The sequence below is a fragment of the Pelagibius sp. Alg239-R121 genome (assembly GCF_947331435.1).
In the GTDB taxonomy this organism is placed as follows: Bacteria; Pseudomonadota; Alphaproteobacteria; order Kiloniellales; family Kiloniellaceae; genus Denitrobaculum.
The window spans coordinates 1,444,398-1,469,642 of record NZ_CAMZOF010000001.1 but is presented as its reverse complement, the minus strand read 5'-3'; the positions used below and the strand labels follow the sequence as shown (position 1 = coordinate 1,469,642).

Sequence of the window (25,245 nt, the reverse complement as noted above, 5' to 3'; positions counted from 1 at the left end):
CGAGACAGGCTGGTGGCTATGCCCGCCGTTTGACGCGCTTCGCCCATTTCTTCGACCAATCCCTTATTGGCGAAAGCATCTCGTAGAGTTCCGACCCGAGCGGTGTCGCCGCATATCCGTTTCCCGTCCGCTCAACCAAATCCGCCTGCCGGAGCTCCTTGAGACGGGTGTTCAAGACAGTCGGTGAAACTTTCTCGCAGCGCTCCTGCAGTTCGCGAAAGGTCGCAGGACCGCCCTCACTCAGTTGCCACAGGATTCCGATGGACCAGCTCCGGCCAAGGAGGTCGAAAACGGCCATCAGAGGCTTACCGGTTTTGGAACCGCGCACCGGTAATCCCGGCATTGGAAAGTTCGACATAAAATCTACGCTACAATATAAGTAGCATTCCTTGTTTCACTCTGATAAACCAATGCTACACCTTACGTAGCATAGCAAATTTCCTTACTCCGTGAAGGCATAAACTGCGAGTGTGTCTTTATTGGTTGGGTCAGAGCGTGATCTCGCAATCTGGCCGATTCAGACAGAAATCATCAAAGACGGATCCATGGCCCTTAATATCGTCCTTCTGGTACTGGCGTCGGCCGCCCTGCATCCTGTCTGGAACCTGCTGGTCAAGAAGAACCCGGATCCGCAATTGGGTTTTTTGTTCCTTACCGCCGTCATCGCCTTGAGCGCCCTCGTGCATGGTTTGATCGCCGGGGCCGATTTTACAGCGGTCTTCTCGGTCCTTCCTTTCGTCGGACTGTCAGTTTGCGGTCAGCTTCTCTACGGCATTTGTCTGACGGCGACCTTGAAACGCGGCGACCTCTCCGCCTACTACCCAATTATCCGCGCCTCGCCGGTTTTTGTCGTGATCGTCGGCGTTTTGCTGCTCGGGCAAACCTACTCACCGATTCTATTACTGGGCATAGCCTTGGCGGTCGCCGGCGCATTCCTGCTGCTCTATAGACGCGGCACGCGTTTTCTGGAAGATCCGCGTACGCTCGTCCTTGCGGTCCTGGCGATGTCGGGTACCGGCATCTATTCCCTGTCCGACGCTCGTCTTATGGAGAGCATCGCACCGCAGGTGCTGGTCTTTGTTGTCGACGGACTGGTATTCCCCATCCACGCCATACTGTGGTTCAGAAGGCGGGCCAGGGGATTGGTGCCTGCCGTAAAGGCCGGGGATTTTTCTCTGACTTATCTGCTCCTGCCCGGCATTATCTGCTATGCCTCCTACTATCTGATCTTGCTTGCCTATCAATTCGGCGGAGACGTGGCGGCGGTCACCTCAATCCGGCAGGCCTCCATTCCCATTTCCGTCGCGCTGGGCGGCCTGTTCCTGCGGGAGGGTGCCATGCTGCGGCGGTTTTTCGCCGCCGGACTTCTGGCGCTGGGAATAATCGTCATCGCACTTTACGGATAACGCCGCACAAATAGCCGCCCTCAAGTTCTGCTACACGTTCGGCTGACTTCCGCATCTCGATGATTCCTCGACAACGGCCAGACTCTAACGGCTGAGGGCAGTAAAAGTACCGGCTCCGATCAGACTACCAGCGCCCAGTCTATTCACCAGCTTCAGGGTTGTCGGGCGCTTTAAACAGGTCCGAAGCCTGCCACTCAATGCAATCCACAGCGAGGTACTGATCAGAACCATGACAAGGAAAGTGACCTCGATAGTGATGAGCTGCGGCATCGCGGGCCGGGCAGGATCGATGAATTGCGGAAGGAAGGCCACGAAGAATACGATGTCCTTCGGGTTCAAAGCAGTGACGAGAAATGCCTGCCTGAAGACGGCAAGCCTGTCCCGGCGCTCGGATACGGCCTCAACCGCGATAGCTTTTACAGGCGTGCACCAGATCTGAATGCCGAGCCAGATGAGATAGGCAGCGCCCCCGATTTTCATAACCGTGAAAAGCGTCGCGGAAGACGACAACACCGCGCCGGCCCCCAGCAACGAGAGGGTCATCGCGGTAAAATCGCCCAAGACAACCCCCGGAATGGCGGCCCAGGAAACGGATCGACCGTGGCCTAATGTATAGCTGAACAACAGCATCACGACTGGACCGGGCACAGCGAGAAGGGCTGCACTTGCAGCGGCGAAAGTCAACCAGATCTCCAAAGACATCTTTTTATTCCTTTTCCGGATTATCGAAAAAATGTTACTGTAACTACGAGTTTTACTGTTCAGTCGATTTTCAAACCGTCGATTCTTGCAGCTTTATAAAATGGATCGTGCTAATTTCCTCGTTGAAAATATTTTCATTATCGAAGTTTAACTACGAATTTGTATCATGGATTGGCGTCGGATGCCTTCGCTGGCGGGCCTCAAAGCCTTTGAGGCAACCGCACGGCAGCAGAATTACTCGGCCGCTGCGCGTGAGTTGAATGTCACCGATGCCGCCATTCGTCAGCATATCCGCGGTCTGGAGAACTTCTTTGGTCGTTCGCTTGTTGTACGGAGTGGGCGTGGCGTCGCACTGACCGCAAACGGAACAAGGCTCGCGGCTGCCGTCACGTCGGGCTTTCTGACTCTGCAGACGGGAATCGAAGCGCTGCGAAAAGACGAAGAAACCCGCCCTCTGAAGATTGCTTTGACGCCGGCCTTTGCCGAAAATTGGCTGATGCCGCGGCTGGGCCTGTTTTGGGCCGAACACCCGGAGATCGAGATCGAGCTGTCACCAAGCCTGAAGCTGGCGGATCTGAAAGACGGCGGCTTCGATATGGCGATCCGTTATGGCCGTGGCATCTGGCCGGGTTATCACAGCGAGCTGCTGGCCTCCGCTGAGTATGTCGTCGTTGCGACCGGAGCATTCTTGGCGGATCGCAAATTCAAGTCCCTCGCAGAGCTCGGCAAACTCCCCTGGCTGTTCGAAGCCAGCCGGACGGAACACCAGCTCTGGGCTGAGGAAAGAGGGATCGATTTTCATGCCGGACAGAACAAATTCTACCCAACGAACTCTCTCGTGCTCTCGGCGGCACGCGCCGGATACGGCCTCTCCCTGCAAGCCTACGCTTTGGTCGAAAGAGATCTTGAGGACGGGCGCCTGATAAAGGTTTTTTCCGAAGACCCCGGGACTCTCGCCTACTACCTTGTCACGCGAAGGGAACGACACAAAAAACTAGTGACCTTCGCAGAGTGGCTCAAAGAAAACGCTTGAGATAATTTAAGGCCACCTCGGAAGGGATGACCGAACAGGCATATGAATGAAAAACACGCTGGCGGTTTCCAACATAGAGTTCGCAGGAAAACTGATCGAAAGTCCTGAAATTGAAAATTACTCAAATCGTCAAAGGTGATCCCGATTTCTCCGTAGATGTCGTCAATACGGTCGTTAAGGGTGTCTCAGACAATTTCCAGCGTCTGGCCTACTCGGAAGAAGATCTGATGATCACGCTTTCAAACAGGATCAAAGCGCACGAAAACGAAGTCCGCGAATCCAAGACGATGCTTGGCAGATTTATGGGCCTGTTCACAAACCCGATCAACCCGGATCGGATGGAGATTGACGGGATGCGCCTGCACCAGATCTTTGAGCTCGCGGGACAAAGCCCGTCAACCAAGATAATCCTCGGCGCAAGCTATATAGTTGACCCTTACGAGCTTCAGCAGTTGATGATCCGGGCCGAACACAAGATCAAAAAACGTCCGCAATCCCAGCGTTGATTCAACCCTGTTCAATCAGCCCAGAGTGCGATTCCCGCTTTCGGCCGAATTCATCAGGAGCAGCCGCAAAATAGGGGGCAAGATCGTGCTGCGACAATCGATCTCCGGTCTTCAGGACCCGGCTTCCTTTATGCCGCGGTAGGCCTGGTCGCCCCAAAGCTCCTCTACGCGCTGGTTCCGGCCGCAACGGTAACGGTAGAACTTATAGCTGACGGGATTTTTGTTGTGATAGTCCTGGTGATAGTCCTCGGAGGGATAGAAAGGTTGGGTGGCGAGAACCGGTGTCACGATCTTTTCCGGAAGCAGCTTTGACGCGTCAATCTCAGACTTCGATGCCTGTGCCTGCTGCATCTGTTCGATACTCGTGGCATAGATCGCGGTCGTGTAGCTGTGACCGCGGTCGCAGAACTGTCCGCCGGCATCGACCGGATCAATCGAGCGCCAGAAAATCTCCAGCAAACGGTCGTAGTTTACCACGGTCGGATCATAGGTAATCTGGACCGCCTCGCGATGCCGGGTGGCGCTGTGGTTCTTATAGGTTGGATTGTCGCTCTCGCCGCCGGTGTAGCCGGAAATGACATCGTTGACACCGGCTACCTTCTCAAAGTCGCTCTCAATACACCAAAAGCACCCACCGGCGAAAATGGCGGTTTCCTCGGCCGCCAGTGCGGATTGAGGGGCCAGCACCGAAAAAGGCGCAAGGAACAGGGCGAAAACACCAGCTACCAGAACCTGTCTCATCGAAAACACTTTCCAATTCAGTTTCAATGAGGACACCCCGATATGGCGGTTAATTCAACAAAACTTCTGTCACGAGGACGTGAAGAACGCGAGTTCAGCCGCTCACTCATCCCGGCCGTAGGCTATCGAGATAGCTGATCAGGGCGGTGATTTCGTTTCTAGATAGGTTGAGATCCGGCATTTGCGCGTGAGGCGTACTGAGCCAAACCCGCAGATGACTGTCAGTTATCTTTGGATTTCCGGCAATTTCGACGAAGGCCGGCGCCTGGCTTGATGCGCTCCGTCCGGCATCGACGACATGACAGGATTGACACCACTGGCGGGCAAGCACGTAGCCTTCGTTGCGCAAATCTTGGGCCTGCGTCTGAGTAGAAATGAGCTGCAGCCCAAAGACGAATGCGCAACAGATCAGAACGCTGGCGGGTGATACGTGAATTTCACTCAGGTGCTTTTCGGTCAGGCATGAAGTCGACACTTTCAATCCCTCGCAGCTTTTTGACTGTTCTCTTCCTTTTATCGGGAACAGCCGGTGCCGGCCTTGATACGGATCAAAGAAGATTGAATGAATTCCGCCTAACCAGCGTCAACACTCTAGGTCCCAGCCGCCTACCTCTCCGAAAGAGCAAGCCGTAACCCCAGAGCACCGAATGCACCCGCGAAACCACGCCTGAACCACAACATCACCCGCGGCCTGGAAATGACGTAACGCCGGGTGGCTGTCGCAAACCCGCCGTAGCCGACAAAGACAATGAAGGTCAACAGCATGAAGGTCGCCGCCAGACCCAGCATATAGACAGTCGGATTAGCCGTGGTAGCCGGTACGAACTGAGGCAGGAAAGCCAGGAAAAACAGCGAGAGTTTCGGATTCAGGATATTCAGCAGGAAGCCGTTCACAACGATCCTGGCCTCGGAGGCCGGCGCATCGCCCTCTGAAACCTGTAAGGCGCCATCGTCCCTCAGGACGCACCATGCCATGTAGAAAAGATAGGCGACACCGAGATATTTTACGATTTGGAACGCCAGGGCGCTGGTATGAAGCAGAGCTGCGAGGCCGGCAATCGAGGCAACGATGGCTGGCAGAATTCCGAGCGTGCAGCCGAAGGCCGCGAGAATGCTGGCGCGCCATCCTTTACTAAGCCCGAAAGCCAGTGTGTAGAGGACGCCGGTACCCGGCAAAAGAATCACGATCATCGAGGTCAGCAGATATTCCAGCGACATAGACACAACTCCAGGGAGGACAGGTGACGACCGCAACGATGAGATCAGACTTCATTTAGAGTTTCAAGCCAAGGCCTCTTGAGAATTAGAGTCGAATTCTCACCCGCGGCTCGCAGGAGCAGGCGGTACTTCGATAAAGGTTCGCGCTTGAGGCACACTCGTGCGAGCCGCGAACAGATATTCGGTTTGGTGTCAGGTCAACTCAAGTTGCTTTACCTAACATCAATGATCTGAGACCGCTCGAGATTCCGCTTCATCAGGTTGATGGTATCGCAGGGCCGCCGTGGCTCCCAATCGCCCACCTGCCCCCGGTCAGTGAATTGTCTCGAAAGCTTTAATGGGCCGCCTTGACAATCCGCCGATAGTTATCGAATTCGCTGATTGCCTGTTTAAGCGTTTCTATCCCGCGGGCTTCGAGCATGGGAAGCAGTTTAATCAGCGCCAGTGCCGTTGCCTTGGCGTCACCCAGCGCAGTGTGGCGCTCGGTGGAGAGGATCTCGATATCCAGACGCTCGGCAAGGGCATCGAGCGAATGATCGGCGTCATGACCGAAGACGATCGCAGACAAGAGCACCGTGTCGAGGATCGGATGATCGAAATCAATGCTGAGGCGTGTCGCGTGGCGGCGCAGGAACGCCATGTCGAAAGGCGCATTATGCGCTACCAGTACGGCACCGGAACAAAAACTGTGGAAGTCCCCGCAGACGGAATCGATAGTCGGGGCATCGGTCACCATCGCTTCGGTGATGCCATGAATCTTTGTGGAGGAAACGGGAATCGATCTTTCGGGATTCACCAAAACGTCAAAGTTTTCCCCCGACATGATCCGGCCGTTCACGACGCGCACACCGGCAATCTGGACGATCTCATCACCGGCCGCCGGTTCAAGGCCCGTCGTTTCGGTGTCGAACACGACATAGGTAAGGTCGCGCAGCGGACGGTCGTCGTCCAAGTGTGCGCCAAGCCGCCCAAGCAGCTCAAAATCATAGAATTCAGGCCGGATCGGAAGCGGCTCGCCAGTCTGTTCGGACGATGCGGTGCGCAGGGGGAGGCGCAAATGGGCGCGACCTTCGGGCAGGCGTTCCGGCCAGATTTCCGTGCGATGCACTTCGACTGCATCCCGTAGAGTGTAGCAGTCATAGGAAGCGCCCAAGGGTTCTTCGAGCCAGGTTTCGAGAGTCTCGACCGGCAGCACTTGTCCCTGCCAGCTCAGGTCGATCGTCGCGCCCTCGCCTTCAGGCTGAATGGAAAGAGCCAGGTCTGTGCCTGTCCGTGACCGGCCGAGGCGTTCAGCCAAGCCCGCGAGCAGCTGGATGAGCGCAAAACCGCCGCAGTAGAGCATGAGCGGCGCGGTCTTTGCCTGGATCTCTAGACCCTGTGCAGCGAGCTGTGCCTGCAAGCCCGCGACGATATCGCCGGCGGCGATGTCGGACATGGGCCACCAGGTGGTCTCGGTGGCATCGAAGCGTGTCACAAACTTGTCGATGATGGACACCAATGCTTCCGCCTCCTTGTCGAGGACTGACTGGAGCCGCTCGCGCTGCGCGGTCGAGAAGGTTCCGGGTGACTGCAGGATCGCCAGGGAAGTTCGCAGGTTTGCCGCTGGCCGCCGGATCATTTCCACCAGATCGCGCAGTAGATAATCGCGCGCGGCATGGACCTGCAGATCCTCGGTGACGTCATGCAGGATCAGGATGTAGCCGCCTTTTTTTGGATCGGACTCGCGCGCGCTGCCGAGCAATCGCAGTTGACCTTTGAAGACGCGGCCACCGCTCTTCGAAGTGCAAAGGATCTCAGCCGCCTGATCAGATCTCTTGGCGCGCCGTAGGCGATCGAGAGCATCGAGCAGAGGTTCCGGCCGCAGCAACTCAAACAAAGCACGGTCCAGACCCAGCGCTCCGGTCTGCTGCAGCAGCGACACCGATTGCATGTTATAAAGCATGATCTTGTGATCGCCATTGCACAGCAGAACGCCGGCGGGAAAGTCACGTAGGATCGCGGCGAGCCAGGATTTTTCCCGAGTGATCTGGTCGGTCTCGCGCTTGACCGCCTCTTCCAGTGCAGTCCTGGTCTTGGTCAGATCGCGGGCAATCTCCGAGGCAGCGGGGGCAATGTCCCCCAGATACTGTGCCGCCTCGTGATCGATTTCGCTCTGTACTTCAGCATGAACGCGCGCCCTGATTTCACTTGCGAGACTGGAGAGCGGTTTGGCGACATTTTCATCAAACAGCAGCCAGATCCAGGCCACCATGCCAACGAGGCCAAAGGCGGCAATTGCACCCGCAGCAACGAAAGCATCGAAAGCGCCGGGATCTTTCAAGCGCCAGTAACCGAAAGCCGTGGCGCCTAAAAAGATCGCCACGCCGCCAAGCGCAATGAGGCAAAAAAACAGAAAGATGCGCAGCCGGAGACTGAGCTTTGTGCCAAACGCGGAGGACATGTCAGTTCACGGCTTCTTCCAGCAGGCTGCGCACGCGCACTTTCAGGTCCTGGATCACGAAGGGTTTCGCGACGAAGTCGTCGGCGCCCAGCGCCAGACCTTTACGGCGGACCATGCTGCTGGCTTTCGCGGTCATCATCAGGATCCGGACATCTTTCAGGCGCTCGTCCAGGCGAACCGACTGGCAGACCTCGAAGCCGGAACAACCCGGCAGCGTCACGTCCAGCAGCACGAGGTCGGGCGCTTCGTTTTGGATTGCCTCCAGCGCATCGGTGCCGCTGGCGACACGCCGGACACGGTACCCCTCCTCCTGCATCATGAATTCGAGCGCAAGCGCGATGCTGTCTTCGTCCTCGACCAGAAGAATGGACTTTGGCATTTGAAGCCTCCTTCCTCGGAAGTTCGCGTGCTCTTGACGAAATCGGCCAGGAGCACTCAGACCATATGATTTAGAGCTGATTCACATATTCCGACGAAACCACAGGGTGGTTCCGGCCAAACATGATCCGCTCTAGTCCGTCGTACAAACCGTCTTCAGCAAGGGATCGTCGGATTCCAGCTGGTACCAGTCGGCGTCCAATAATGCCCCTGCTTCGTTGAACTTCATGCCGTCGCTCAGATCGGCGCGGCGCGTCCCAGGGCAATCGATCAGCACTGGCAGCCTGGCATTCCCGCTGTGGCGCGTCACCATCAGAACCTCGGCCATGATCTGGCCCGGCACCTGTTCGTTGCGGCGTAAAGCGTTTTTATCGATGGCCGAGAAGCGATCGATAAACGGCCTGACCTGAGTCCAGGGCCGGAAGATGGAACTATGCTCATGTCTGGTAACGATTTCAAAGCTCTCCGGGAGCGCGATCTCGGTCCTGGAAAACCAGGTGTACTCGCTCCAGAGCGTGAAGCCGATCATTGCGAGGCCGGCAGCCGCAGGGGTTGCCCAGCGCGGGAGACGCGCGGGAGAGAAACGGCGAAGGATCATCACGGCGCCTGCGGCTGCAACCCCCAGCGCGAAGGTCGCGATAAGTTCCATCAGCATGGGCAGTTGTCCTTCATAAAATCATTGCCTTACCATGAGCCAGCGCCGATTGCATCGTCTTCACCACCACGAAGGCGTCACGCAGGTGGCTGCGCTCAAGATCCGAAAGCGTGCCCGGGATCATAAAGTTATCGGGCTTTTTACCCGCTTGGATACAGCCGACCTGATGATGGAGCCGCGTGGCCGCGATCAGATCATAGGCATCAATCAGGTCGCGCGCGCCGGACGGACTGAGGGCGTCGGTCTCCGCTGCAGCCAGCAGGCGATCCCGCGTATTGACAACCTGCAGCTTGCTTTGGATGGCATAGATCCGCGCCAGATCAACAACCGGCACGACGCCGTTGAGCTTCAGGTCCACGCTGTCTTTATGCTCACCGGATCTGATGGTGGCGAAGCTCCGGAACAGGCTCAGCGGCGGCACATGCTTGACGGAATTCGCGATCATGTGAGCAACGAAGATACTGTTGAGCGAGGCCTGTTCCAGGGTCTCGGCAATCAACTGGCCGTAAAGACCGATCTCCCCGCCGATGGGACGCAGGTCGAACATCACCGAGGCAAGCATCTGTGCCATGGGGTCCGGCTTCCGGATCCAGCCGGCGAAGTAATCGCGCCAGACCGGCAAAGGCTGACACCAGCGTGGGTTGGTCGCCATCATCTCGCCAGGGCAGTGGTAATAACCACAGACGTCGAGGCCGTCGGAGACGAACCTGGCAAGCGCCTGGAAGTATTCCATATCCTCTGCGCGCGCCGCCGCGCCGAGGATCAGGCAGTTGTCCTGGTCGGACACGCCGGTTTGCTCGCGCCGCCCCTGACTGCCGCAGGCAAGCCAGAGGTATGGCACCGGCGGCGCTCCCAGCTGCGCTTCCGCAAGCGCCAGCAAACGCCGCGTGGCCGCGTCGGCAACATCGGTGACCAGCCGGGTGACGATGTCATGCCGGCTGCCGGCCGCGACCAGATGAACCAGAAGATCGGGGATCCGCGTCACCACACCGGCCAGAGCGGCCGGATCTCCGGCGTCTGCAATCTGGCGGATCATCCCGCCCGAAGAGATCGCGCGATGCCGGGTCAGATCAGTTTGGGTCACGATCCCGACCAGCCGTTCACCCTCGACAATCGGCAAGTGCCCTATGTGCCGCTCCAGCATCTGGTGTAGAACATCGGCACAGAGGGCGTCCGGGGTCAGGGCAACAGGATCAACGGTCATAACCTGCGCGACCGGCGTCGCGCCTGCCAAGCCTTCGGCGAGCGCCTTGTCCGTAAGATCGCGTGTTGTAAGGATACCGATCGGCCGATCGCCCTCCGTGACGACCAGGCATGAGATCCGCCGGTCCCGCATGACACGGGCGGCAGCGACCAGTTCGGTTTCGGGTCCGCAGGTCGCCGGGTCGCGCGTCATGAGGTCGGAAACCGGCAGCGTGTAGAGCGTATCGGCGGATGTGTTGGCGGCGCGGGATCGGTTGAAGAAGCGCGCAAAATCTGCGCTGTCGCGGATGAGCCGGAGAAAGACTTCGCTCGGCACAATGTAAAGCAGCGTATCAGACACGGTCTGTGCAGAGGTCGCCGCAAGGCCGTCACGCATCAGGCCGCGTTCGCCGAAAGAATTTCGAGGCCCCAGGATAGAGACCAGCGCGCCGTTGGGCTCGTGTATCTCGACTTCGCCGGAAACGATCAGGTAGAGGCCTTCGAGGGGGGCGCCCACCGTATAGATCTGTTGACCCTTGGAAGCTTCGACGGAGACCAGACTGGCCGCAAGTTCGCTGCGCGCGTCGCTCGGCAGGCTGTCATAAGGATGCAGCGTGGCGAGGAACTCATCAGCGATATCTCTGACCTGTGACGGCATGTCTAACCCTTGGGTTCGAACCTGGATCCTCCTGGAAGGGAGGGGATGCAGCCCTCTGTGGGACGAGGGCTGCATCGTAATACGGCAGGCGTCTGCTGCTCCATGACGCCTGCCGGCTGCACGAAGTGACTTAGTGCGTGGTGGCCGCTCCCGCACCGCGAGGCACGCGGATGCTTTCGACCAGTTCCTGGATTTCCTCAGGCGGCTCTTCGGTCATGCGAGACACCGTAATGGCGACTGCAAAGTTGATCACCGCACCGACCGCGCCGATTGAGAGTGGCGAGATGCCCAGGATCCAGTTCTCCGGCGTGTCGGCCAGGAAGTTGGTGCCCGGAATGAACAGCCAGCCCTTATAGGAGAAGATGTAGACCAGCGTGAAGATCAGACCTGACAGCATACCAAGGACCGCACCGATGTTGTTCACCCGCTTCGAGAAGATCCCCATCATGAGAGCCGGGAAAATCGAAGCTGCCGCCAAACCAAAGGCCAGGGCCACAGTCTGTGCGGCAAATCCCGGTGGATTGAGGCCGAGATAGGTGGCCACAGCAATCGCGACTGCCATAGCGACACGGGCCGCCATCAGCTCGCCCTTCTCGGAGATCTTCGGGTTCAATGCACCCTTGATCAGATCGTGGCTGACCGCAGAGGAAATCGCAAGCAGCAGACCCGCCGCCGTCGAGAGCGCCGCGGCAAGACCGCCGGCCGCGACAAGAGCGATCACCCAGCCCGGAAGCTGCGCAATCTCAGGATTGGCAAGCACCAGGATGTCGCGGTTCACGTTCAACTCCGAACCCTTCCAGCCGTTGGCCGTAGCGGTGGACGCGAAGCTGTCGGACTTGTCGTTGTAGTATTGGATCTTGCCGTCCCCGTTTTTGTCTTCGAATTTCAGAAGACCGGTGACTTCCCAATTTTTCATCCAGTCAGGGCGCTCAGCATAGACAAGCGAGTCCCGCGTCGGGCCGTTCGGGTAGATAGTATCCACCAGGTTCAGCCGTGCCATGGCACCCACCGCAGGTGCGGTCAGATACAGCAGTGCGATGAAGACCAGCGCCCAGCCGGCGGACCAGCGGGCATCGGCAACCTTCGGCACGGTGAAGAAGCGGATGATCACGTGCGGCAAACCCGCCGTACCGATCATCAGAGACAAGGTAAAGAGCACCATGTTGAAGGTGTTGGTGTGGTGCCCCGTGTAGCTGTTGAAGCCGAGGTCCGAAATCACCAAATCCAACTTCTCAAGCAACGGTACGCCCGATGCGGCGTGATCCGCAAAGAGACCCAGCGGCGGCAAGGCAACACCGGTCAGCTGCAGCGAGATGAAGATCGCCGGCACCGTGTAGGCCATGATCAGCACACAGTATTGTGCCACCTGCGTGTAGGTGACGCCCTTCATGCCGCCCAGCACCGCATAGAAGAACACGATGCCTGCGCCAATGAAGAGTCCGAGCTCATTGTCCACCTCCAGAAAGCGTGAGAAGGCGACGCCGACACCGGTCATCTGGCCGATCACGTAGGTGATCGAGGCGATGATCAGACAGGCTACGGCAACCAGACGTGCGGTCGGACTGTAAAAGCGGTCGCCGATGAATTCGGGCACGGTGAATTTGCCGAACTTGCGCAGATAGGGCGCAAGCAGCAAAGCCAGCAGCACGTAACCGCCGGTCCAGCCCATAAGGAAGGAAGAGTTGTCATAGCCGGTGAAGGCGATCAGCCCGGCCATGGAGATGAAGGACGCCGCCGACATCCAGTCCGCAGCGGTCGCCATACCGTTGGTGACGGGATGCACGCCCCGCCCGGCCGCGTAAAATTCGGAGGTCGTGCCCGCCCGGGCCCAGACCGCGATGCCGATATAGAGCGCAAAACTCGCGCCCACGACCAGCAGATTGAGGGTGTATTGGTCCATTGTCGTCTTCCCCTATTCTTCGTCGACGCCGTGTTCGCGGTCCAGCCGGTTCATGCGGAAGGCGTAGAAAAAGATCAGCGCCAGAAACACCAGGATCGAGCCCTGCTGTGCAAACCAGAAGCCCAGATCCGTGCCGCCGATCGAAATACCGGAGAGCAGAGGACGCAGGACGATTCCAAAACCGAAGGATACCAGTGCCCAGATCACGAGGCAGACCGTCACGATCCGGATGTTTGTCGACCAGTAGACATTGGCCGATGACTTTTCCGACATTGTTTCACTCCTTTTGGTGACGTTGTTCAGTACAGCTTGAGCGCGGCGTTGAGGCCTGAGGTCAGGCAGTCGAATTCCACTCGACTGACACGGCCAAGATGCAGACCGCGGCGCAAAATACAGGTTGTCAGGTACAGATCCGGGGCGTGCGATCCTTCGCGATGCAACGCATCGGCGACGATCGCACGGCGGGATCTTTAATCGCGGTTCATCCGCGTTTCGATCAGGTTTTCAACGACTTGCGGCTCGGCCAAGGTTGAGATATCACCCAGCGCCCCGTAATCGTTTTCGGCAATCTTGCGCAGAATCCGGCGCATGATTTTGCCCGAACGCGTTTTCGGCAAACCCGGTGCCCATTGAATAAGGTCCGGGCTGGCGATCGGGCCGATCTCGGTCCGCACCCAGGTGCGAAGTTCTTTGCGCAGTTCCTCGGTAGGAGCCTCGGAGGCCATCAAAGTGACGAAGCAGTAGATGCCTTGGCCCTTGATGTCGTGCGGATAGCCCACAACGGCGGCTTCTGCGACTTTCGGATGCGCGACCAGGGCGCTTTCGACCTCCGCCGTTCCCAGCCGGTGGCCGGAGACATTGATCACGTCGTCGACCCGCCCGGTGATCCAGTAGTAGCCGTCTTCATCCCGCCGGCAGCCGTCGCCGGCAAAGTAATATCCGGCATAGTTGGAGAAGTAGGTCGACATAAAGCGTTCGTGGTCGCCCCAGATCGTGCGCATCTGGCCGGGCCAGCTCTCCTTGATCGCCAGTACGCCTTCCGCCTTGGTCTCGGTGACCTCGGCACCCGACTGAGGTTCCAGGACCACGGGCTGCACGCCAAAGAAGGGAGTCGTTGCCGAGCCGGGCTTCGTAGGAGTCGCTCCGGGCAGCGGCGTGATCATATGCCCGCCGGTTTCGGTCTGCCACCAGGTATCGACAATTGGGCAGCGGCCCTTGCCGATCACCGTGTTGTACCAGTTCCAGGCCTCCGGATTGATCGGCTCGCCGACCGTGCCAAGTACCCGGAGCGAAGACAGGTCACAGCCATCCACGTAATTGTCGCCCTGCCCCATCAGGGCACGAATAGCCGTTGGCGCAGTATAGAACTGATTGACCTTGTGTTTCTCGCAAACCTGCCAGAAGCGGCTGGCATCGGGATAGGTCGGAACCCCCTCGAACATCAGGGTAATGGCCCCGTTGGCCAGCGGCCCATAGACGATGTAGGAGTGCCCGGTCACCCAGCCGACATCCGCCGTACACCAGAAGACATCGCCGTCGTGATAGTCGAAGGTGTAGAGGTGCGTCATGGCGGCAAAGACGAGGTAACCGCCGGTCGAATGCACCACGCCCTTTGGTTTCCCCGTTGAGCCGGAGGTGTAGAGAATAAAGAGCGGATCTTCGGCGGCCATTTCCTCGGGTGCGCAGTCGGCATCGGCAGCAGCCATCTCGGCGAGAACGTCCACGTCACGTCCCTCGACCCACGTCGTCTGACCGCCGGTGTGTTTAACGACCAGACACTTCACCTTGTCCGAACAATGAAGCAGCGCCGCATCGGCGTTGGACTTCAGGGGTGTGACCCGGCCGCCGCGCGGCGCCTCGTCAGCCGTAATCACCAGCTTGGCTTCGCTATCGTTGATCCGATTGGCCAGAGCGTCCGGCGAAAAACCGGCGAAGACGATCGAATGAATGGCGCCAATTCGGGCGCAAGCCAGCATGGCGTAAGACGCCTGCGGGATCATCGGCAGATAGATCACGACACGATCTCCCTTACCGACCCCTTGCGCCTTCAAGACGTTGGCCAGGCGGCAGACTTGGTCGTGGAGATCGCGATAGGTGATGTGCTGTGCGGGTGTCGCGGGATCGTCCGCTTCCCAGATGATCGCGGTCTGATCACCGCGCGTCGCGAGATGTCGGTCGATACAGTTGGCCGCCACGTTCAGCGTGCCGTCCTCGTACCACTTGATCGAGACATCAGGGATTCGAAAACTGGTGTTCTTGACCTTGCTGTAGGGCTTGATCCAGTCCAGCCGACGCCCTTGTTCGCGCCAAAAACCTTCCGGGTCGGAAATCGACTCAGCGTACATGGCTTGGTAAGTGGCCGCATCCGCATGCGTTTGCGCCGCAACAGGTTCGGGAACAGGGATGGTTTCGTTATGCGAGATCTGGAAGTTAGGTGCGTGTGTCATGGTGCTTCCTCCGTTGAGTGTCGAAGTCTTACGCCTCGTTAACCAACAAAAAAGCAAATTTCAGTCAAAAAATCAATTATTTCTTTATCTTCAATATGTTATTTGTCAAAAAATAACAACTTTATATGAGAATTTTGTAAATTTCTGCTAAGAGTTGAAACGATATGATGGCGAAAAGTACGATAACTGCCGAGTCCTTACCTCCAATTACGAAGGGAGTTTCTCGTGAACGCAATACTGTTGCACCGCACAATTTATAGACATTCGAGCCTCCCACCTCATTTTCGGTCATCCAGGTTTCGCGGCCGCACCCAACGATGCCAATCACAACGCGTAACAAGAAGAGACTGTCAAAAGTCCTAGGCCTTGATCGCCGAACACCTGACGCAGCCGGTTACAACCTCAGGGTTGCCTCTTAGTCCGACACGATCCGAAGGGCAGGCGCGCTGGCGTAAGCAGAATCGCGGACACGTTGACCAAGGCGGCAATCCGCTGGAGATACCTGTGCGCGCAGCCGAAGGCCGCATAAAGATCTATACGCCAGCGTGACTGGGGAAGGATCGAAACTGAAACGGTACGCGGCCCTCGATCCGATCTCTGCTCGGTGCCAGGCCAAACCGCCGCTTGTAGGTGCGGGTGAACTGAACGGCGCTGCCGAAACCGCAGGCCGCAGCCACATCCACGATCGGCAACTCGGTCTGAGTAACGAGGCCCCGTGCCCGGTCGAGCCGCACATCGACGTAATAGCGCACTGGCGACACACCCGTGTGGGTTCGGAACAGGCGTTCAAGCTGCCGTTGAGACAACCCAAGCTGGGATACTATTGCGCCGATGGTCAGGGGTTGTTCGAGATTGCGTTCCATCAGGACAATGGCGTCCCGCAACCGCGCGGGCGCCGCATAGCCCACCGGCTCCCGAGTGGTCGGCAACTGGCCTTCATCGCCGGACCGCAGGCGTTCATGGAATATGTAGCGGCCCGCCGCGTTTGCTACGTCGAGGCCCTGCTGAAGGCGGATGATCTCCAGTGCCATATCGGCGGCCGCCATGCCCCCACAACAGGTCAGCCGGTCGCGATCAAACACGAACAGCGATTCATCCATCAGGCTGTCCGGGAAGAGCTCCCGGAAAGCGGCAATGTGCTCATAGTGTACAGCGGCTCGATACCCCGAGAGCAGCCCGGCCTGGGCCAGAACGAAAGCGCCGGTATCGATTGCGCACATCACGACCCCTTGCCGGGACAGCCGCCTCAGCCACCCCTGCAAGGGCTGGGTGCGGAACTGCTCCGGGTTCCAGCTGGCGTTGACCACGAGAAAATCCAAATCCCAAGCCGCGCCGGCCGCCGCCATCGGGATCGTCTTTGCGATCGTCAGCCCGTTGCTGGCCGTCACCTCGCCGCCATCGAGGGACAAAATGGGCCAGTCGTAGGCCGTTGCGGCACGCAGGTAGTTGGCGGCGCGGAAAGGATCCAGAAAGGCATTCGCCGCCATGGAGTTGAAGCCGGGCAGAAGCAGCATGCCGATACGACAGGAGGTTCCTTCCTCTTCCGCCCGTTCATCTCGATCGAAATTACCTTGAAGCATTTGTCGATTATTGCATTTTTTTTGGCGAAAAACATCAGTCATGCGTTTGGCAGACCCTCTAGCCTGTTGACAGGGAGAGACGTCAGACCATGCCCAAAACACCCCCCAATATCCTCATCATCATGGCTGACCAGCTGTCGCCTCAATTCACGGCGGCGTACGGGCATCCGCTGGTCAAAACGCCCAACATCGACGCCCTGGCGCGAAGAGGCACCCGCTTCGACGCGGCCTATTGCAACACGCCGCTCTGTGCGCCTGCCCGCTATTCATTCATGTCCGGTCAGCTCGCCACGCGGATCGAAGCCTATGACAACGCCTGCGAATTCCCGTCGTCGATCCCAACCTTCGCCCACTATTTGAAACAGATGGGCTACCATTGCTGTCTCTCGGGCAAGATGCACTTTGTCGGCCCGGATCAGCTTCACGGCTTTGACGAACGCCTCACAACGGACATTTATCCTTCGGATTTTGCCTGGACACCGAATTGGGAAGCGCCCGCCGAGCGCATCGATAAATGGTATCACAACATGGATTCGGTCCTGGAGGCCGGTGTGGCGGCAACGACTTTCCAGATCGAGTATGACGACGAGGTTTCGTTCTTTGCCAAGCGCAAGATTTTCGATCTCGCACGGAACGGAACCCAACCCTTCTGTCTGGTCGCAAGTTTCATTCATCCGCACGACCCCTATGTCGCAAGGCAGGAATGGTGGGATCATTACCAGGCATCCGATATAGATCTGCCGAAGGCGACCATTGATTACGACGCGCAGGACGCTTTTTCCAAACGTCTTATGGACGGTATCCAGGCCAGCGAGACCGAGGTGACGGAGGCGCAGCTGCGCAACGCCCGTCACGCTTATTACGCCAATACCACCTACTTCGACAGCAAGGTCGGCGAACTGGTCACGGCGCTGAAACAAGCCGGCATGTTCGAGAACACGGTGATCATCATCACGGCCGACCATGGCGACATGCTCGGCGAACGCAGCCTATGGTACAAGATGAACTTCTTCGAGCATTCGGCGCGTGTGCCCCTTATCTTATCCGGCACCGGCGTTCGCCAGGGCGTGTTGAGCAATGCCTGCTCCCTGGTGGACATTTTGCCGACCCTGCTTGACATAGCGTCTGAAGGCGGCATACCCCAACCCGAGCTGGCGCAGGTGATCGACGGCCGTTCCCTCTGGCCGCTGGCCAAGGGAGATCAAGACCCGAACGGCAGGGGTATCATTGACGAGGCGCTCGGTGAGTACTGCGCCGAGATGACATCTCACCCGGTTTTCATGATCCGGCGCGGCCGGCACAAGTACATTCATTGCGACACCGATCCGCCTCTGCTGTTCGATCTGGTGGAAGACCGTGACGAGCGCATAAACCTTGCCTGCGATCCGGCTTATGACGGGCTTGCCAAGCAGTTCCTGAAGGCCGTGCAGGAACGTTGGCACAGCGAGAAGATCAGGCGGGACGTGATCCTCTCCCAGAAGCGCCGCCGCACGATTGTCGCATCTACAGCCGGCAGGCCCGCCCCCAGTTGGGATTTCAATCCGCCGCGAGATGCTGCGAACGAATATGTCCGAAACCATATGGACTGGACTGTTGCCGCAGTGAAAACCCGCTTTCCACCACTTGTACCAGGGAGCGATGGTATTAAGGTCGTAAAGGAACCGACGTGATGACCGTTTCACCGTCTCAACAGGATATCGAACGGATTTCTCAGGGTTACGATCCTGATCCGGCACGCTCCTCGTCCTTATTGTCGGAGGCTTATACCGAAGCGCTTTGGGCGAAGATTGAACCCGAAGCGATCTTCAAACGCTCTTGGCAGTGGGTCTGCCATGGCGAGAAACTTCGCGAACCGGGCGCCTATATTGCAACTGAAGTCGCCGCGCAGCCCGTCTGCGTGATCCGGGACCGGGAAGGCCGGCTTAGGGGCTTCTACAATGTCTGCAAGCACCGTGCTCATGAACTCCTGCGCGGCGAAGGCCGAACCCGGCTGATCGTCTGCCCCTATCATGCCTGGAGCTACGATCTGACTGGGCAGTTGCGCGGCGCTCCGAAAACGGAACACCTCAAGGACTTCGAGCCCGGCGTCATCTGTCTGGACCCGGTACAGGTTGAAGAGTTTTGCGGCTTCATCTTCGTCAATCTGGATCCCGCTGCATCTCCCCTGATACAGGAAAGCGGGGCGCTCGCCGATGAGATTCGACAGTGGGCGCCAGACATCGAAAAGCTGACCTTCGCGAAACGGCTGACCTACGACATCAGGTCGAACTGGAAGAACGTCGTCGACAACTTCCTCGAATGCTACCACTGCCCGCGGGCACACAAGGACTTCTGCACGCTGGTCGATATGGACACCTACCGGGTAACCACGCACGGTATCTATTCCAGCCATATGGCAGAAGCCGGAAAGAGCGCAAATAGCGCCTATGCGGTCGCGGATGCCAGCGTCCGGGATCATGCAGTCTGGTGGCTCTGGCCCAATACCTGTCTGATGCGTTACCCGGGGCGTGGCAATATCATCGTGATGCAGATCATCCCAGCGGGGCCCAACCGCACGCTGGAAACCTACGATTTTTTCTTTGAGACCGCGGATCCTGTGGCGGCGGAACGGGAGGCGATCCAGTACATCGACGAGGTACTTCAGGCTGAAGATATCGCATTGGTCGAAAGCGTGCAGCGCGGCATGTCAACACCGGCCTTTAATCAAGGCAGGATCGTGCACGATCCTGCGGGTTCGGGAAAATCAGAACATGCGGTGCATCATTTTCATGGTCTCCTGCTGGACGCCTATGCAAAAGCGCAGGCCGGGCCGGAAGAACAGGCAGAGACAAACGCGGCGGGATCGTCATGACTAGGTTGAGCGGGAAGACAGCCTTCGTAACCGGCGGCGCCGGCGGGATCGGGTCGGCCATCTGTTCGCGCTTTGCCAAGGAGGGAGCTCAGGTTGTTGCGGCCGATCTGACCGCAGAAGAGGCGCCGTCCGGGAACATCAGCAGCCTTCGATACGACGTCACGAACGAGGAGGACGCAAAGATGGCTTTCGAAACACTCCTCGAACGCTGGGGCAAGCTCGACATTCTGGTCAACGCAGCCGGGATCGAGATCGAAAAAACCATCGAGGAAACCAGCCTCGAAGAGTGGAACCGCATCTTTGCCGTCAACGTGACGGGAATGTTCCTGACGTCGAAGTATGCGCTGCCTCTGCTACGAAGGTCGGCGGGCGCCAGTGTAATCAACTTCGGGTCCTATGATGGTTTCATCGCCGATCCCGGCCTAACCGCCTATTGCGCCACCAAGGGCGCGGTGCATGCGCTGACCCGAGCCATGGCCTGTGATCATGGACCCGAAGGAATCAGGGTCAATGCGATCTGCCCCGGCTACGTCGATACCCCAATGCTCCAAAGCTTCTTTCGGGATGCAGGCGATATTGATTCCCTCAAACAGTCGGTCCGCGACGTTCATCCGATCCGCCGGTACGGAACGCCGGACGACGTCGCAAACCTGGTGAACTGGTTGGCTTCGGACGAAGCACGCTACGCCACCGGCCAGCTTTGGGTGATCGACGGCGGGCTCTCGGCCCAGGTCCAGCAGATGAAGCTTTAAGAGGCTGAGATGACGAAACCGGTAATCATCACCTGCGCTCCGACGGGCGGCATTCATACGCCGAGCATGTCACCCCACTTGCCGATCACGCCCGCGCAGATCGCCACTGCGGCCATCGAAGCCGCCGAAGCCGGGGCCGCCGTCATCCATCTTCATGCCCGTGATCCGGAAACCGGCAAGCCGGACCCCCGCCCGGAAACTTTCATGCAATTCTTGCCGGTGATCAAACAGGCAAGCGACGCAGTAATCAACGTTTCAACCGGTGGCGGACTGGGCATGACCATCGACGAGCGCTTGGCGACCGCGCTGCGTGCGAGCCCTGAAATGGCGTCATTGAATATGGGCTCCATGAACTTCGGCATCTTCCCGCTGCTGGAAAAATACGATAGCTGGCAGCATGACTGGGAACCTGCGTTCCTCGAGATGACCCGGGATTTCATTTTCCCCAACACCTTCAAATCTATCGAGTATGCATTACGCGAACTGGGCGAGGCACACGGCACGCGCTTCGAATTCGAGTGCTACGATCTCGGCCACCTTTATAATCTTGCCTGGTTCGTCGATCAGGGAATGGTGAAACCGCCGTTCTTTGTACAAATGGTGTTCGGAATTCTCGGCGGCGTTGGCGCCGATCCGGACAACCTCATGCATATGCACAGGATCGCCGACAAGCTGTTCGGGGGAGATTACGAATGGTCGGTTCTGGCGGCCGGACGCCATCAGATGCCCTTTGCAACACAGTCCGCGATGCTGGGCGGCAACTTGAGAGTCGGCCTTGAAGACAGCCTTTATATCGGCCCAGGCGAGCTGGCAGGGTCCAATGCAGATCAGGTCCGCAAAATCCGTGAGATCGTCGAAAACTTGGGACTGAGCATCGCAACACCCGCCGAAGCCCGGGCTCGTCTGGGCCTGAAGGGCGGCGACCGCGTGAACTTCTAGAGCGGATTAATCTCCATCGAGGCCTCCATCGAGGCGGCGATGCAGAGAACGGCGATACAGAGAATGAAACGAATTGGCGGTAAACGGAGCGCACAGAGATGGCACGGTTAAAAGGCAAGACGGCAGTTGTGACCGGCGGCCGCCAGGGGATCGGCCGGGCTATTGTCGAGGCTCTTCACGCGGAAGGCGCTGCTGTCATGACCTGTGGTCGTGGGGCGCGGCCCGATGAGCTCGGTCCCTCGGTCCAGTGGGTCACGGCGGATGTTTCGGCCCCCTCCTCGGTCGAGGCCTTGAAGTGCGCCGCGGTGGAAGCATTCGGCTCACTCGACATTCTGGTCAACAACGCCGGCATTCAGATTGAAAAAACCGTGGTCGAGAGCAGTGACGCAGATTGGGACGCCGTTATGGGGGTCAATGCAAAAGGCGTGTTTCTCGTCTGCCGCGCCTTCGTTCCCGTGATGCAGCAAAGCGCCTCCATCATTAACATCGGATCGATCTCCGGCATGACCGCGGATCCGGCAATGGCCCTCTACAACGCGTCCAAGGCGTTCGTTCACGGGCTGACGCGTTCTATCGCGGTGGATCACGGCCCCGATATCCGCTGCAACGCGATCTGTCCCGGGTGGATCATGACGGACATGGCCGATGCGGCCTTTGCGCAGGCGCAGGATCCCGCAGCGGCTCGACGCGACGCACTCAAACGGCACCCGGCCGGCCGCTTCGGCACACCGGATGATGTCGCCCGGCTGGCACTATGGCTTGCCTCCGACGACGCGGGCTTTGCAAGCGGCCAATGCTACACCCTCGACGGCGGGTTGACTGCCGCCTCACCGCTAAACCCGGGACTATTCTAATGCAGCAGTTTGAGAGAGTCGCCGTTCTGGGCGCCGGCGTGATTGGCGTCAGCTGGACGGCTTTGTTTCTGGCACGCGGACTGGCAGTCGACGTGTATGACCCGGCCGAGGACGCTGAAAAACAAGTAGGTGATTATGTGGCTCGCGCCTGGCCGCTGTTGGAAAAACTCGGCCTCGCCGAAGGTGCAGATCCCAACCGGCTGCGGTTTCACACTGCTGCAGGCACAGCCGTTCAAGGGGCTCAGTTCGTTCAGGAGAACGTGCCCGAGCGCCTGGAGATCAAGCATGCGCTCTTTAGGGAGATAGAACCCCATCTGCCGCCCGAAGCGATCGTCGCTTCCTCCGCATCCGGCTTGATGGTGCACGACATGCAGAAGGGCTGGCAGGACCCCTCACGTTTTCTGCTTGGTCATCCCTTCAATCCGCCTCATCTCATTCCGCTGGTCGAACTGATCACGAACGAACAGACAGCCGACGGCGTATTGGAAAGGGCGGAACAATTCTACGAGGAGATGGGCAAGGAAACCATCCGGGTAAAGCGGGAGGTGCCCGGCCACGTCGCCAACCGGCTGCAGGCCGCTTTGTGGCGGGAGGCAATCCACCTGGTTGCCAGCGGTGTGGCCTCCGTCGAGGATGTCGACAAAGCCGTGTGGGCGGGACCGGGTCTCCGTTGGGCGGCTATGGGACCTCATATGCTTTTTCATCTGGGGGCTGGATCTGGCGGAATGGCTGAATTCTGCAACAGATACCGCGACAGCTTTCATCGCTGGTGGGAGGATCTGGGCACGCCGGAGTTGACCCAGGAAATCGCGGCGATCCTCGCTGAGGGCATTGCCGCCGAAACCGGTCAAGGAGACGTCATCAGCGCTTCCTCCCAGCGGGACGCCATGATTCTGGCCATGCTACAGGCAACGCGAGACCTCAGGACGCGATAGGCTCGGATCGGATTGTAGAACTCGACGAAACACGTGAGGCACAGGCGCGCGCGCATATCCCCTTGAGTTGACATCGGAAATATGAGAGATGAACCGCCCCCTGGCGCCACTGCGCGGGACGTGAATTTTCTTGATGAGCACCAGACAGCGTGATCGGCGAATCATGGGACAGCAAGTAGAGGGATCCAGCCTCGGCCTCGACTTCGGCACCACCAATACGGTCGTCGCACTGCCCACCGCTTCCAATGAGGGTTCGGGCGGCGCATCACCCCTGGTGTTCGAGCACAACAATCAGAGCCTCTCGGCATTCAGGTCGGTCTTGTGTTTCTGGCACGACGAGAGCATCCCCAAGAGCCCGGTCGAATCGGATGCCGGCCCCTGGGCGATCGATCACTTTATCGAGAACCCGGGCGACTGCCGTTTCCTTCAGTCGCTGAAGTCCTTTGCTGCGAGTCCTCTCTTCGCGGAGACGCGGATCTACGGCCAGCGTTACAGCTTCGAGGACCTGTTGGCGGCTTTCCTCAATCTCGTCCGTGAGCGCGCCGGCACACAGATGGCACGCCTGCCGCGGCGCCTGATCGTGGGCCGGCCGGTCGAATTCACCGGCAGCAAGCCGGACGCCGCTCTCGCCCTTTCCCGTTACCGCGCCGCACTGGCAAAGTTCGGCGCCGAGGATGTCCGTTTTGTCTATGAACCAGTCGCCGCCGCCTTCTTTTTCGCCCAGCGCCTGACGGCCGACGCCACGGTTCTGGTCGCCGATTTCGGCGGCGGCACCAGCGACTTCTCGATCATGCGTTTCGAAGTGGATGGCAAGAACCTGCGTACCCACGCGCTCGCATCCTCAGGTGTCGGGGTGGCCGGTGACACTTTCGATTTCCACATTATCGACAAACTGATCTCGCCGGAAATCGGCAAAGGCAGCACCTACAAAAGCATGAGTGCGGAACTCACGCTGCCGAATCGCTTCTTCACGGCTTTCGCCCGCTGGAGCGAACTTTCGATCCTGAAGACCTCGCGGGACTTTCGCGAACTCAAAAAACTGTTGCGCTCAAGCAACGAGCCGGAGCGCTTGCAGACCTTTATCGATCTGGTCGAGGACGACCTCGGCTATGCACTCTATAAAGCGGTTTCAGATGCCAAAGCACGCCTGTCCGACAGCGAACAGACCGCGTTCGAGTTCGCCACGGAGTCGGTCGATCTGCGCTTTATCATAGAGCGCAAGGACTTCGAAACCTGGATCGCCGGTGACCTGCAGAAGATGAGCAAGGCGGTCGACATCGCAATGCAGCGGGCCGGATTACAGACAAACGAGATCGACAAAGTGTTCCTGACGGGCGGCAGCTCCTTCGTGCCCGCAGTGCGCCGAATGTTCGAAGAGCGTTTCGGTGCCGGAAAGATCGAGACCGGCGACGAACTGGTCTCCATCGCCCACGGCCTTGCCCTTATCGGCGAGAGCGACGACATCGACCGCTGGTGTGCGCCTGAGGGGGAATAGCTTAAACTGTCACGGTTGCGCCGTTTCACTCCATCGGCGTCGCATAACGTCTGAGTCCCTCTCTCGTCACTGCCACGCGGAGTTCCTTAATGCTAGTTGTAATACATTGGAGGCACCGCTATTCCGGCTTCCAATCCAACGACGTTTCAAGATCTGGGAAGTATCCCATCTTGAATCTGACTTCCGGCGGGAGGCTTGTGAGTTCACCCGGCGCATTCGGATCACCCGTGGCAACTGCGAGAGAAGAGATACCGGCGTCCTGATATACCGGCAAAACCTCTCGAGTCCACCAGGTCATATAGTCTTCCAAAGTCGTTTCGACGTCTTGTGAACGCAGCCAGGCAACAGCCGGGCTGCCCTGATCCAATGCCCTGGCATCGATCACGGCATGGGTGGGCTTATGCCTTTTGCACTGTTCCGCAAACTTGGAAATGCCTCTTTGAAAAACCTGAATGCTGAGCCCCGCCACATGTTTCCAATTAAACAGGAGCAGCTTTTTATCTTCTGATTGAACGAAGCTGTAATTGCTGTTGTCTTTCAGCAACTTTCCAATCTGCACGGTCATTTTTCGAT

At 58.4% G+C, this 25,245-nt stretch carries 24 protein-coding genes; 10 read left to right on the top strand and 14 right to left on the bottom strand.

Translation table 11 applies throughout. The annotated features are described in order from the left end of the window. Nucleotides 1-16: 16 nt before the first annotated feature. Nucleotides 17-358 carry a helix-turn-helix domain-containing protein gene (locus tag QMZ18_RS06595; protein ID WP_282605427.1) on the bottom strand — a complete coding sequence of 114 codons (342 nt, stop codon included), beginning with the start codon at nt 356-358 and terminating at the stop codon, nt 17-19. A gap of 187 nt (nt 359-545) precedes the next feature. Here QMZ18_RS06595 and QMZ18_RS06590 point away from each other — a divergent pair, with 187 nt between their 5' ends. Next, on the top strand, nt 546-1,406 hold the full coding sequence (locus tag QMZ18_RS06590) for a DMT family transporter (protein WP_282605426.1): 861 nt from the start codon (nt 546-548) through the stop codon (nt 1,404-1,406). An 84-nt stretch (nt 1,407-1,490) separates the two neighbouring features. On the opposite strand, the gene QMZ18_RS06585 is transcribed toward QMZ18_RS06590, so the two are convergent. Next, nucleotides 1,491-2,108 carry a LysE family translocator gene (locus tag QMZ18_RS06585; RefSeq protein WP_282605425.1) on the bottom strand — a complete coding sequence of 206 codons (618 nt, stop codon included), beginning with the start codon at nt 2,106-2,108 and terminating at the stop codon, nt 1,491-1,493. Between the two features lie 181 nt (nt 2,109-2,289). On the opposite strand from QMZ18_RS06585, the gene QMZ18_RS06580 reads away from it, so the two are divergent. After that, nucleotides 2,290-3,141 (top strand): LysR family transcriptional regulator, encoded by an 852-nt coding sequence (locus QMZ18_RS06580; protein WP_282605424.1) that lies wholly within the window; start codon nt 2,290-2,292, stop codon nt 3,139-3,141. A 110-nt stretch (nt 3,142-3,251) separates the two neighbouring features. Next, nucleotides 3,252-3,647 (top strand): hypothetical protein, encoded by a 396-nt coding sequence (locus QMZ18_RS06575; protein WP_282605423.1) that lies wholly within the window; start codon nt 3,252-3,254, stop codon nt 3,645-3,647. Nucleotides 3,648-3,758: 111 nt separating this feature from the next. Here QMZ18_RS06575 and msrA read toward each other — a convergent pair whose 3' ends face one another. From msrA to QMZ18_RS06520, 11 genes are all read right to left on the bottom strand, one after another. Then, nucleotides 3,759-4,388 carry a peptide-methionine (S)-S-oxide reductase MsrA gene (gene msrA, locus QMZ18_RS06570; RefSeq protein WP_282605422.1) on the bottom strand — a complete coding sequence of 210 codons (630 nt, stop codon included), beginning with the start codon at nt 4,386-4,388 and terminating at the stop codon, nt 3,759-3,761. A 106-nt stretch (nt 4,389-4,494) separates the two neighbouring features. Then, nucleotides 4,495-4,863: a cytochrome c gene (locus QMZ18_RS06565; protein WP_282605421.1), complete on the bottom strand. Its 369-nt coding sequence runs from the start codon at nt 4,861-4,863 to the stop codon at nt 4,495-4,497. Nucleotides 4,864-4,994: 131 nt separating this feature from the next. Further along, nucleotides 4,995-5,606: a LysE family translocator gene (locus QMZ18_RS06560; RefSeq protein WP_282605420.1), complete on the bottom strand. Its 612-nt coding sequence runs from the start codon at nt 5,604-5,606 to the stop codon at nt 4,995-4,997. A 334-nt stretch (nt 5,607-5,940) separates the two neighbouring features. After that, on the bottom strand, nt 5,941-8,046 hold the full coding sequence (locus QMZ18_RS06555; protein ID WP_282605419.1) for an exonuclease domain-containing protein: 2,106 nt from the start codon (nt 8,044-8,046) through the stop codon (nt 5,941-5,943). Nucleotide 8,047: 1 nt separating this feature from the next. Beyond that, the gene (locus QMZ18_RS06550; protein WP_282605418.1) at nt 8,048-8,425 is read right to left on the bottom strand and encodes a response regulator transcription factor; all 378 of its coding nucleotides are present in this window, start codon (nt 8,423-8,425) and stop codon (nt 8,048-8,050) included. Between the two features lie 132 nt (nt 8,426-8,557). After that, nucleotides 8,558-9,079, bottom strand: coding sequence for a hypothetical protein (locus QMZ18_RS06545; RefSeq protein WP_282605417.1), 522 nt, complete (start codon nt 9,077-9,079; stop codon nt 8,558-8,560). Between the two features lie 13 nt (nt 9,080-9,092). Beyond that, on the bottom strand, nt 9,093-10,919 hold the full coding sequence (locus tag QMZ18_RS06540; RefSeq protein WP_282605416.1) for a DUF294 nucleotidyltransferase-like domain-containing protein: 1,827 nt from the start codon (nt 10,917-10,919) through the stop codon (nt 9,093-9,095). A gap of 130 nt (nt 10,920-11,049) precedes the next feature. Next, nucleotides 11,050-12,819 carry a sodium:solute symporter family protein gene (locus tag QMZ18_RS06535; protein WP_282605415.1) on the bottom strand — a complete coding sequence of 590 codons (1,770 nt, stop codon included), beginning with the start codon at nt 12,817-12,819 and terminating at the stop codon, nt 11,050-11,052. Between the two features lie 12 nt (nt 12,820-12,831). After that, nucleotides 12,832-13,092, bottom strand: coding sequence for a DUF4212 domain-containing protein (locus QMZ18_RS06530; protein ID WP_282605414.1), 261 nt, complete (start codon nt 13,090-13,092; stop codon nt 12,832-12,834). A gap of 197 nt (nt 13,093-13,289) precedes the next feature. Continuing rightward, on the bottom strand, nt 13,290-15,266 hold the full coding sequence (gene acs / locus QMZ18_RS06525) for an acetate--CoA ligase (RefSeq protein WP_282605413.1): 1,977 nt from the start codon (nt 15,264-15,266) through the stop codon (nt 13,290-13,292). Nucleotides 15,267-15,799: 533 nt separating this feature from the next. Further along, nucleotides 15,800-16,846, bottom strand: a complete 1,047-nt coding sequence (locus QMZ18_RS06520; RefSeq protein ID WP_282605412.1) for a GlxA family transcriptional regulator — start codon at nt 16,844-16,846, stop codon at nt 15,800-15,802. A gap of 89 nt (nt 16,847-16,935) precedes the next feature. On the opposite strand from QMZ18_RS06520, the gene betC reads away from it, so the two are divergent. From betC to QMZ18_RS06485, 7 genes are all read left to right on the top strand, one after another. Continuing rightward, nucleotides 16,936-18,516, top strand: a complete 1,581-nt coding sequence (gene betC / locus QMZ18_RS06515; RefSeq protein WP_282605411.1) for a choline-sulfatase — start codon at nt 16,936-16,938, stop codon at nt 18,514-18,516. Beyond that, the gene (locus QMZ18_RS06510; RefSeq protein ID WP_282605410.1) at nt 18,516-19,697 is read left to right on the top strand and encodes a ring-hydroxylating oxygenase subunit alpha; all 1,182 of its coding nucleotides are present in this window, start codon (nt 18,516-18,518) and stop codon (nt 19,695-19,697) included. Before betC ends, QMZ18_RS06510 begins: the two co-directional genes overlap by 1 nt. Continuing rightward, nucleotides 19,694-20,449, top strand: coding sequence for an SDR family NAD(P)-dependent oxidoreductase (locus QMZ18_RS06505; protein ID WP_282605409.1), 756 nt, complete (start codon nt 19,694-19,696; stop codon nt 20,447-20,449). The genes QMZ18_RS06510 and QMZ18_RS06505 overlap by 4 nt, the downstream gene beginning before the upstream one ends. 9 nt (nt 20,450-20,458) lie before the next feature. After that, entirely contained in the window at nt 20,459-21,388 is a 930-nt protein-coding gene (locus QMZ18_RS06500; protein ID WP_282605408.1) for a 3-keto-5-aminohexanoate cleavage protein, read from the top strand. A gap of 98 nt (nt 21,389-21,486) precedes the next feature. After that, nucleotides 21,487-22,242, top strand: a complete 756-nt coding sequence (locus QMZ18_RS06495) for an SDR family NAD(P)-dependent oxidoreductase (RefSeq protein ID WP_282605407.1) — start codon at nt 21,487-21,489, stop codon at nt 22,240-22,242. Further along, nucleotides 22,242-23,177, top strand: coding sequence for a 3-hydroxyacyl-CoA dehydrogenase NAD-binding domain-containing protein (locus QMZ18_RS06490; protein WP_282605406.1), 936 nt, complete (start codon nt 22,242-22,244; stop codon nt 23,175-23,177). Before QMZ18_RS06495 ends, QMZ18_RS06490 begins: the two co-directional genes overlap by 1 nt. 133 nt (nt 23,178-23,310) lie before the next feature. Beyond that, nucleotides 23,311-24,672, top strand: coding sequence for an Hsp70 family protein (locus tag QMZ18_RS06485; RefSeq protein WP_282605405.1), 1,362 nt, complete (start codon nt 23,311-23,313; stop codon nt 24,670-24,672). Nucleotides 24,673-24,790: 118 nt separating this feature from the next. On the opposite strand, the gene QMZ18_RS06480 is transcribed toward QMZ18_RS06485, so the two are convergent. Beyond that, nucleotides 24,791-25,237 carry a hypothetical protein gene (locus QMZ18_RS06480; protein WP_282605404.1) on the bottom strand — a complete coding sequence of 149 codons (447 nt, stop codon included), beginning with the start codon at nt 25,235-25,237 and terminating at the stop codon, nt 24,791-24,793. Between the last annotated feature and the right edge of the window lie 8 nt (nt 25,238-25,245).

What these genes read in the sequence shown, in the direction of transcription:
- QMZ18_RS06550 (WP_282605418.1), bottom strand. Translation starts at nt 8,425, where the DNA reads ATGCCAAAGTCCATTCTTCTGGTCGAGGACGAAGACAGCATCGCGCTT.
- QMZ18_RS06540 (WP_282605416.1), bottom strand. Translation starts at nt 10,919, where the DNA reads ATGCCGTCACAGGTCAGAGATATCGCTGATGAGTTCCTCGCCACGCTG.
- QMZ18_RS06505 (WP_282605409.1), top strand. Translation starts at nt 19,694, where the DNA reads ATGACTAGGTTGAGCGGGAAGACAGCCTTCGTAACCGGCGGCGCCGGC.
- QMZ18_RS06495 (WP_282605407.1), top strand. Translation starts at nt 21,487, where the DNA reads ATGGCACGGTTAAAAGGCAAGACGGCAGTTGTGACCGGCGGCCGCCAG.
- betC (WP_282605411.1), top strand. Translation starts at nt 16,936, where the DNA reads ATGCCCAAAACACCCCCCAATATCCTCATCATCATGGCTGACCAGCTG.
- QMZ18_RS06580 (WP_282605424.1), top strand. Translation starts at nt 2,290, where the DNA reads ATGCCTTCGCTGGCGGGCCTCAAAGCCTTTGAGGCAACCGCACGGCAG.
- QMZ18_RS06480 (WP_282605404.1), bottom strand. Translation starts at nt 25,237, where the DNA reads ATGACCGTGCAGATTGGAAAGTTGCTGAAAGACAACAGCAATTACAGC.
- QMZ18_RS06535 (WP_282605415.1), bottom strand. Translation starts at nt 12,819, where the DNA reads ATGGACCAATACACCCTCAATCTGCTGGTCGTGGGCGCGAGTTTTGCG.
- QMZ18_RS06530 (WP_282605414.1), bottom strand. Translation starts at nt 13,092, where the DNA reads ATGTCGGAAAAGTCATCGGCCAATGTCTACTGGTCGACAAACATCCGG.
- QMZ18_RS06555 (WP_282605419.1), bottom strand. Translation starts at nt 8,046, where the DNA reads ATGTCCTCCGCGTTTGGCACAAAGCTCAGTCTCCGGCTGCGCATCTTT.
- QMZ18_RS06485 (WP_282605405.1), top strand. Translation starts at nt 23,311, where the DNA reads ATGAGCACCAGACAGCGTGATCGGCGAATCATGGGACAGCAAGTAGAG.
- QMZ18_RS06585 (WP_282605425.1), bottom strand. Translation starts at nt 2,108, where the DNA reads ATGTCTTTGGAGATCTGGTTGACTTTCGCCGCTGCAAGTGCAGCCCTT.
- QMZ18_RS06490 (WP_282605406.1), top strand. Translation starts at nt 22,242, where the DNA reads ATGCAGCAGTTTGAGAGAGTCGCCGTTCTGGGCGCCGGCGTGATTGGC.
- msrA (WP_282605422.1), bottom strand. Translation starts at nt 4,388, where the DNA reads ATGAGACAGGTTCTGGTAGCTGGTGTTTTCGCCCTGTTCCTTGCGCCT.
- QMZ18_RS06560 (WP_282605420.1), bottom strand. Translation starts at nt 5,606, where the DNA reads ATGTCGCTGGAATATCTGCTGACCTCGATGATCGTGATTCTTTTGCCG.
- acs (WP_282605413.1), bottom strand. Translation starts at nt 15,266, where the DNA reads ATGACACACGCACCTAACTTCCAGATCTCGCATAACGAAACCATCCCT.
- QMZ18_RS06510 (WP_282605410.1), top strand. Translation starts at nt 18,516, where the DNA reads ATGACCGTTTCACCGTCTCAACAGGATATCGAACGGATTTCTCAGGGT.
- QMZ18_RS06520 (WP_282605412.1), bottom strand. Translation starts at nt 16,846, where the DNA reads ATGCTTCAAGGTAATTTCGATCGAGATGAACGGGCGGAAGAGGAAGGA.
- QMZ18_RS06545 (WP_282605417.1), bottom strand. Translation starts at nt 9,079, where the DNA reads ATGCTGATGGAACTTATCGCGACCTTCGCGCTGGGGGTTGCAGCCGCA.
- QMZ18_RS06590 (WP_282605426.1), top strand. Translation starts at nt 546, where the DNA reads ATGGCCCTTAATATCGTCCTTCTGGTACTGGCGTCGGCCGCCCTGCAT.
- QMZ18_RS06595 (WP_282605427.1), bottom strand. Translation starts at nt 358, where the DNA reads ATGTCGAACTTTCCAATGCCGGGATTACCGGTGCGCGGTTCCAAAACC.
- QMZ18_RS06500 (WP_282605408.1), top strand. Translation starts at nt 20,459, where the DNA reads ATGACGAAACCGGTAATCATCACCTGCGCTCCGACGGGCGGCATTCAT.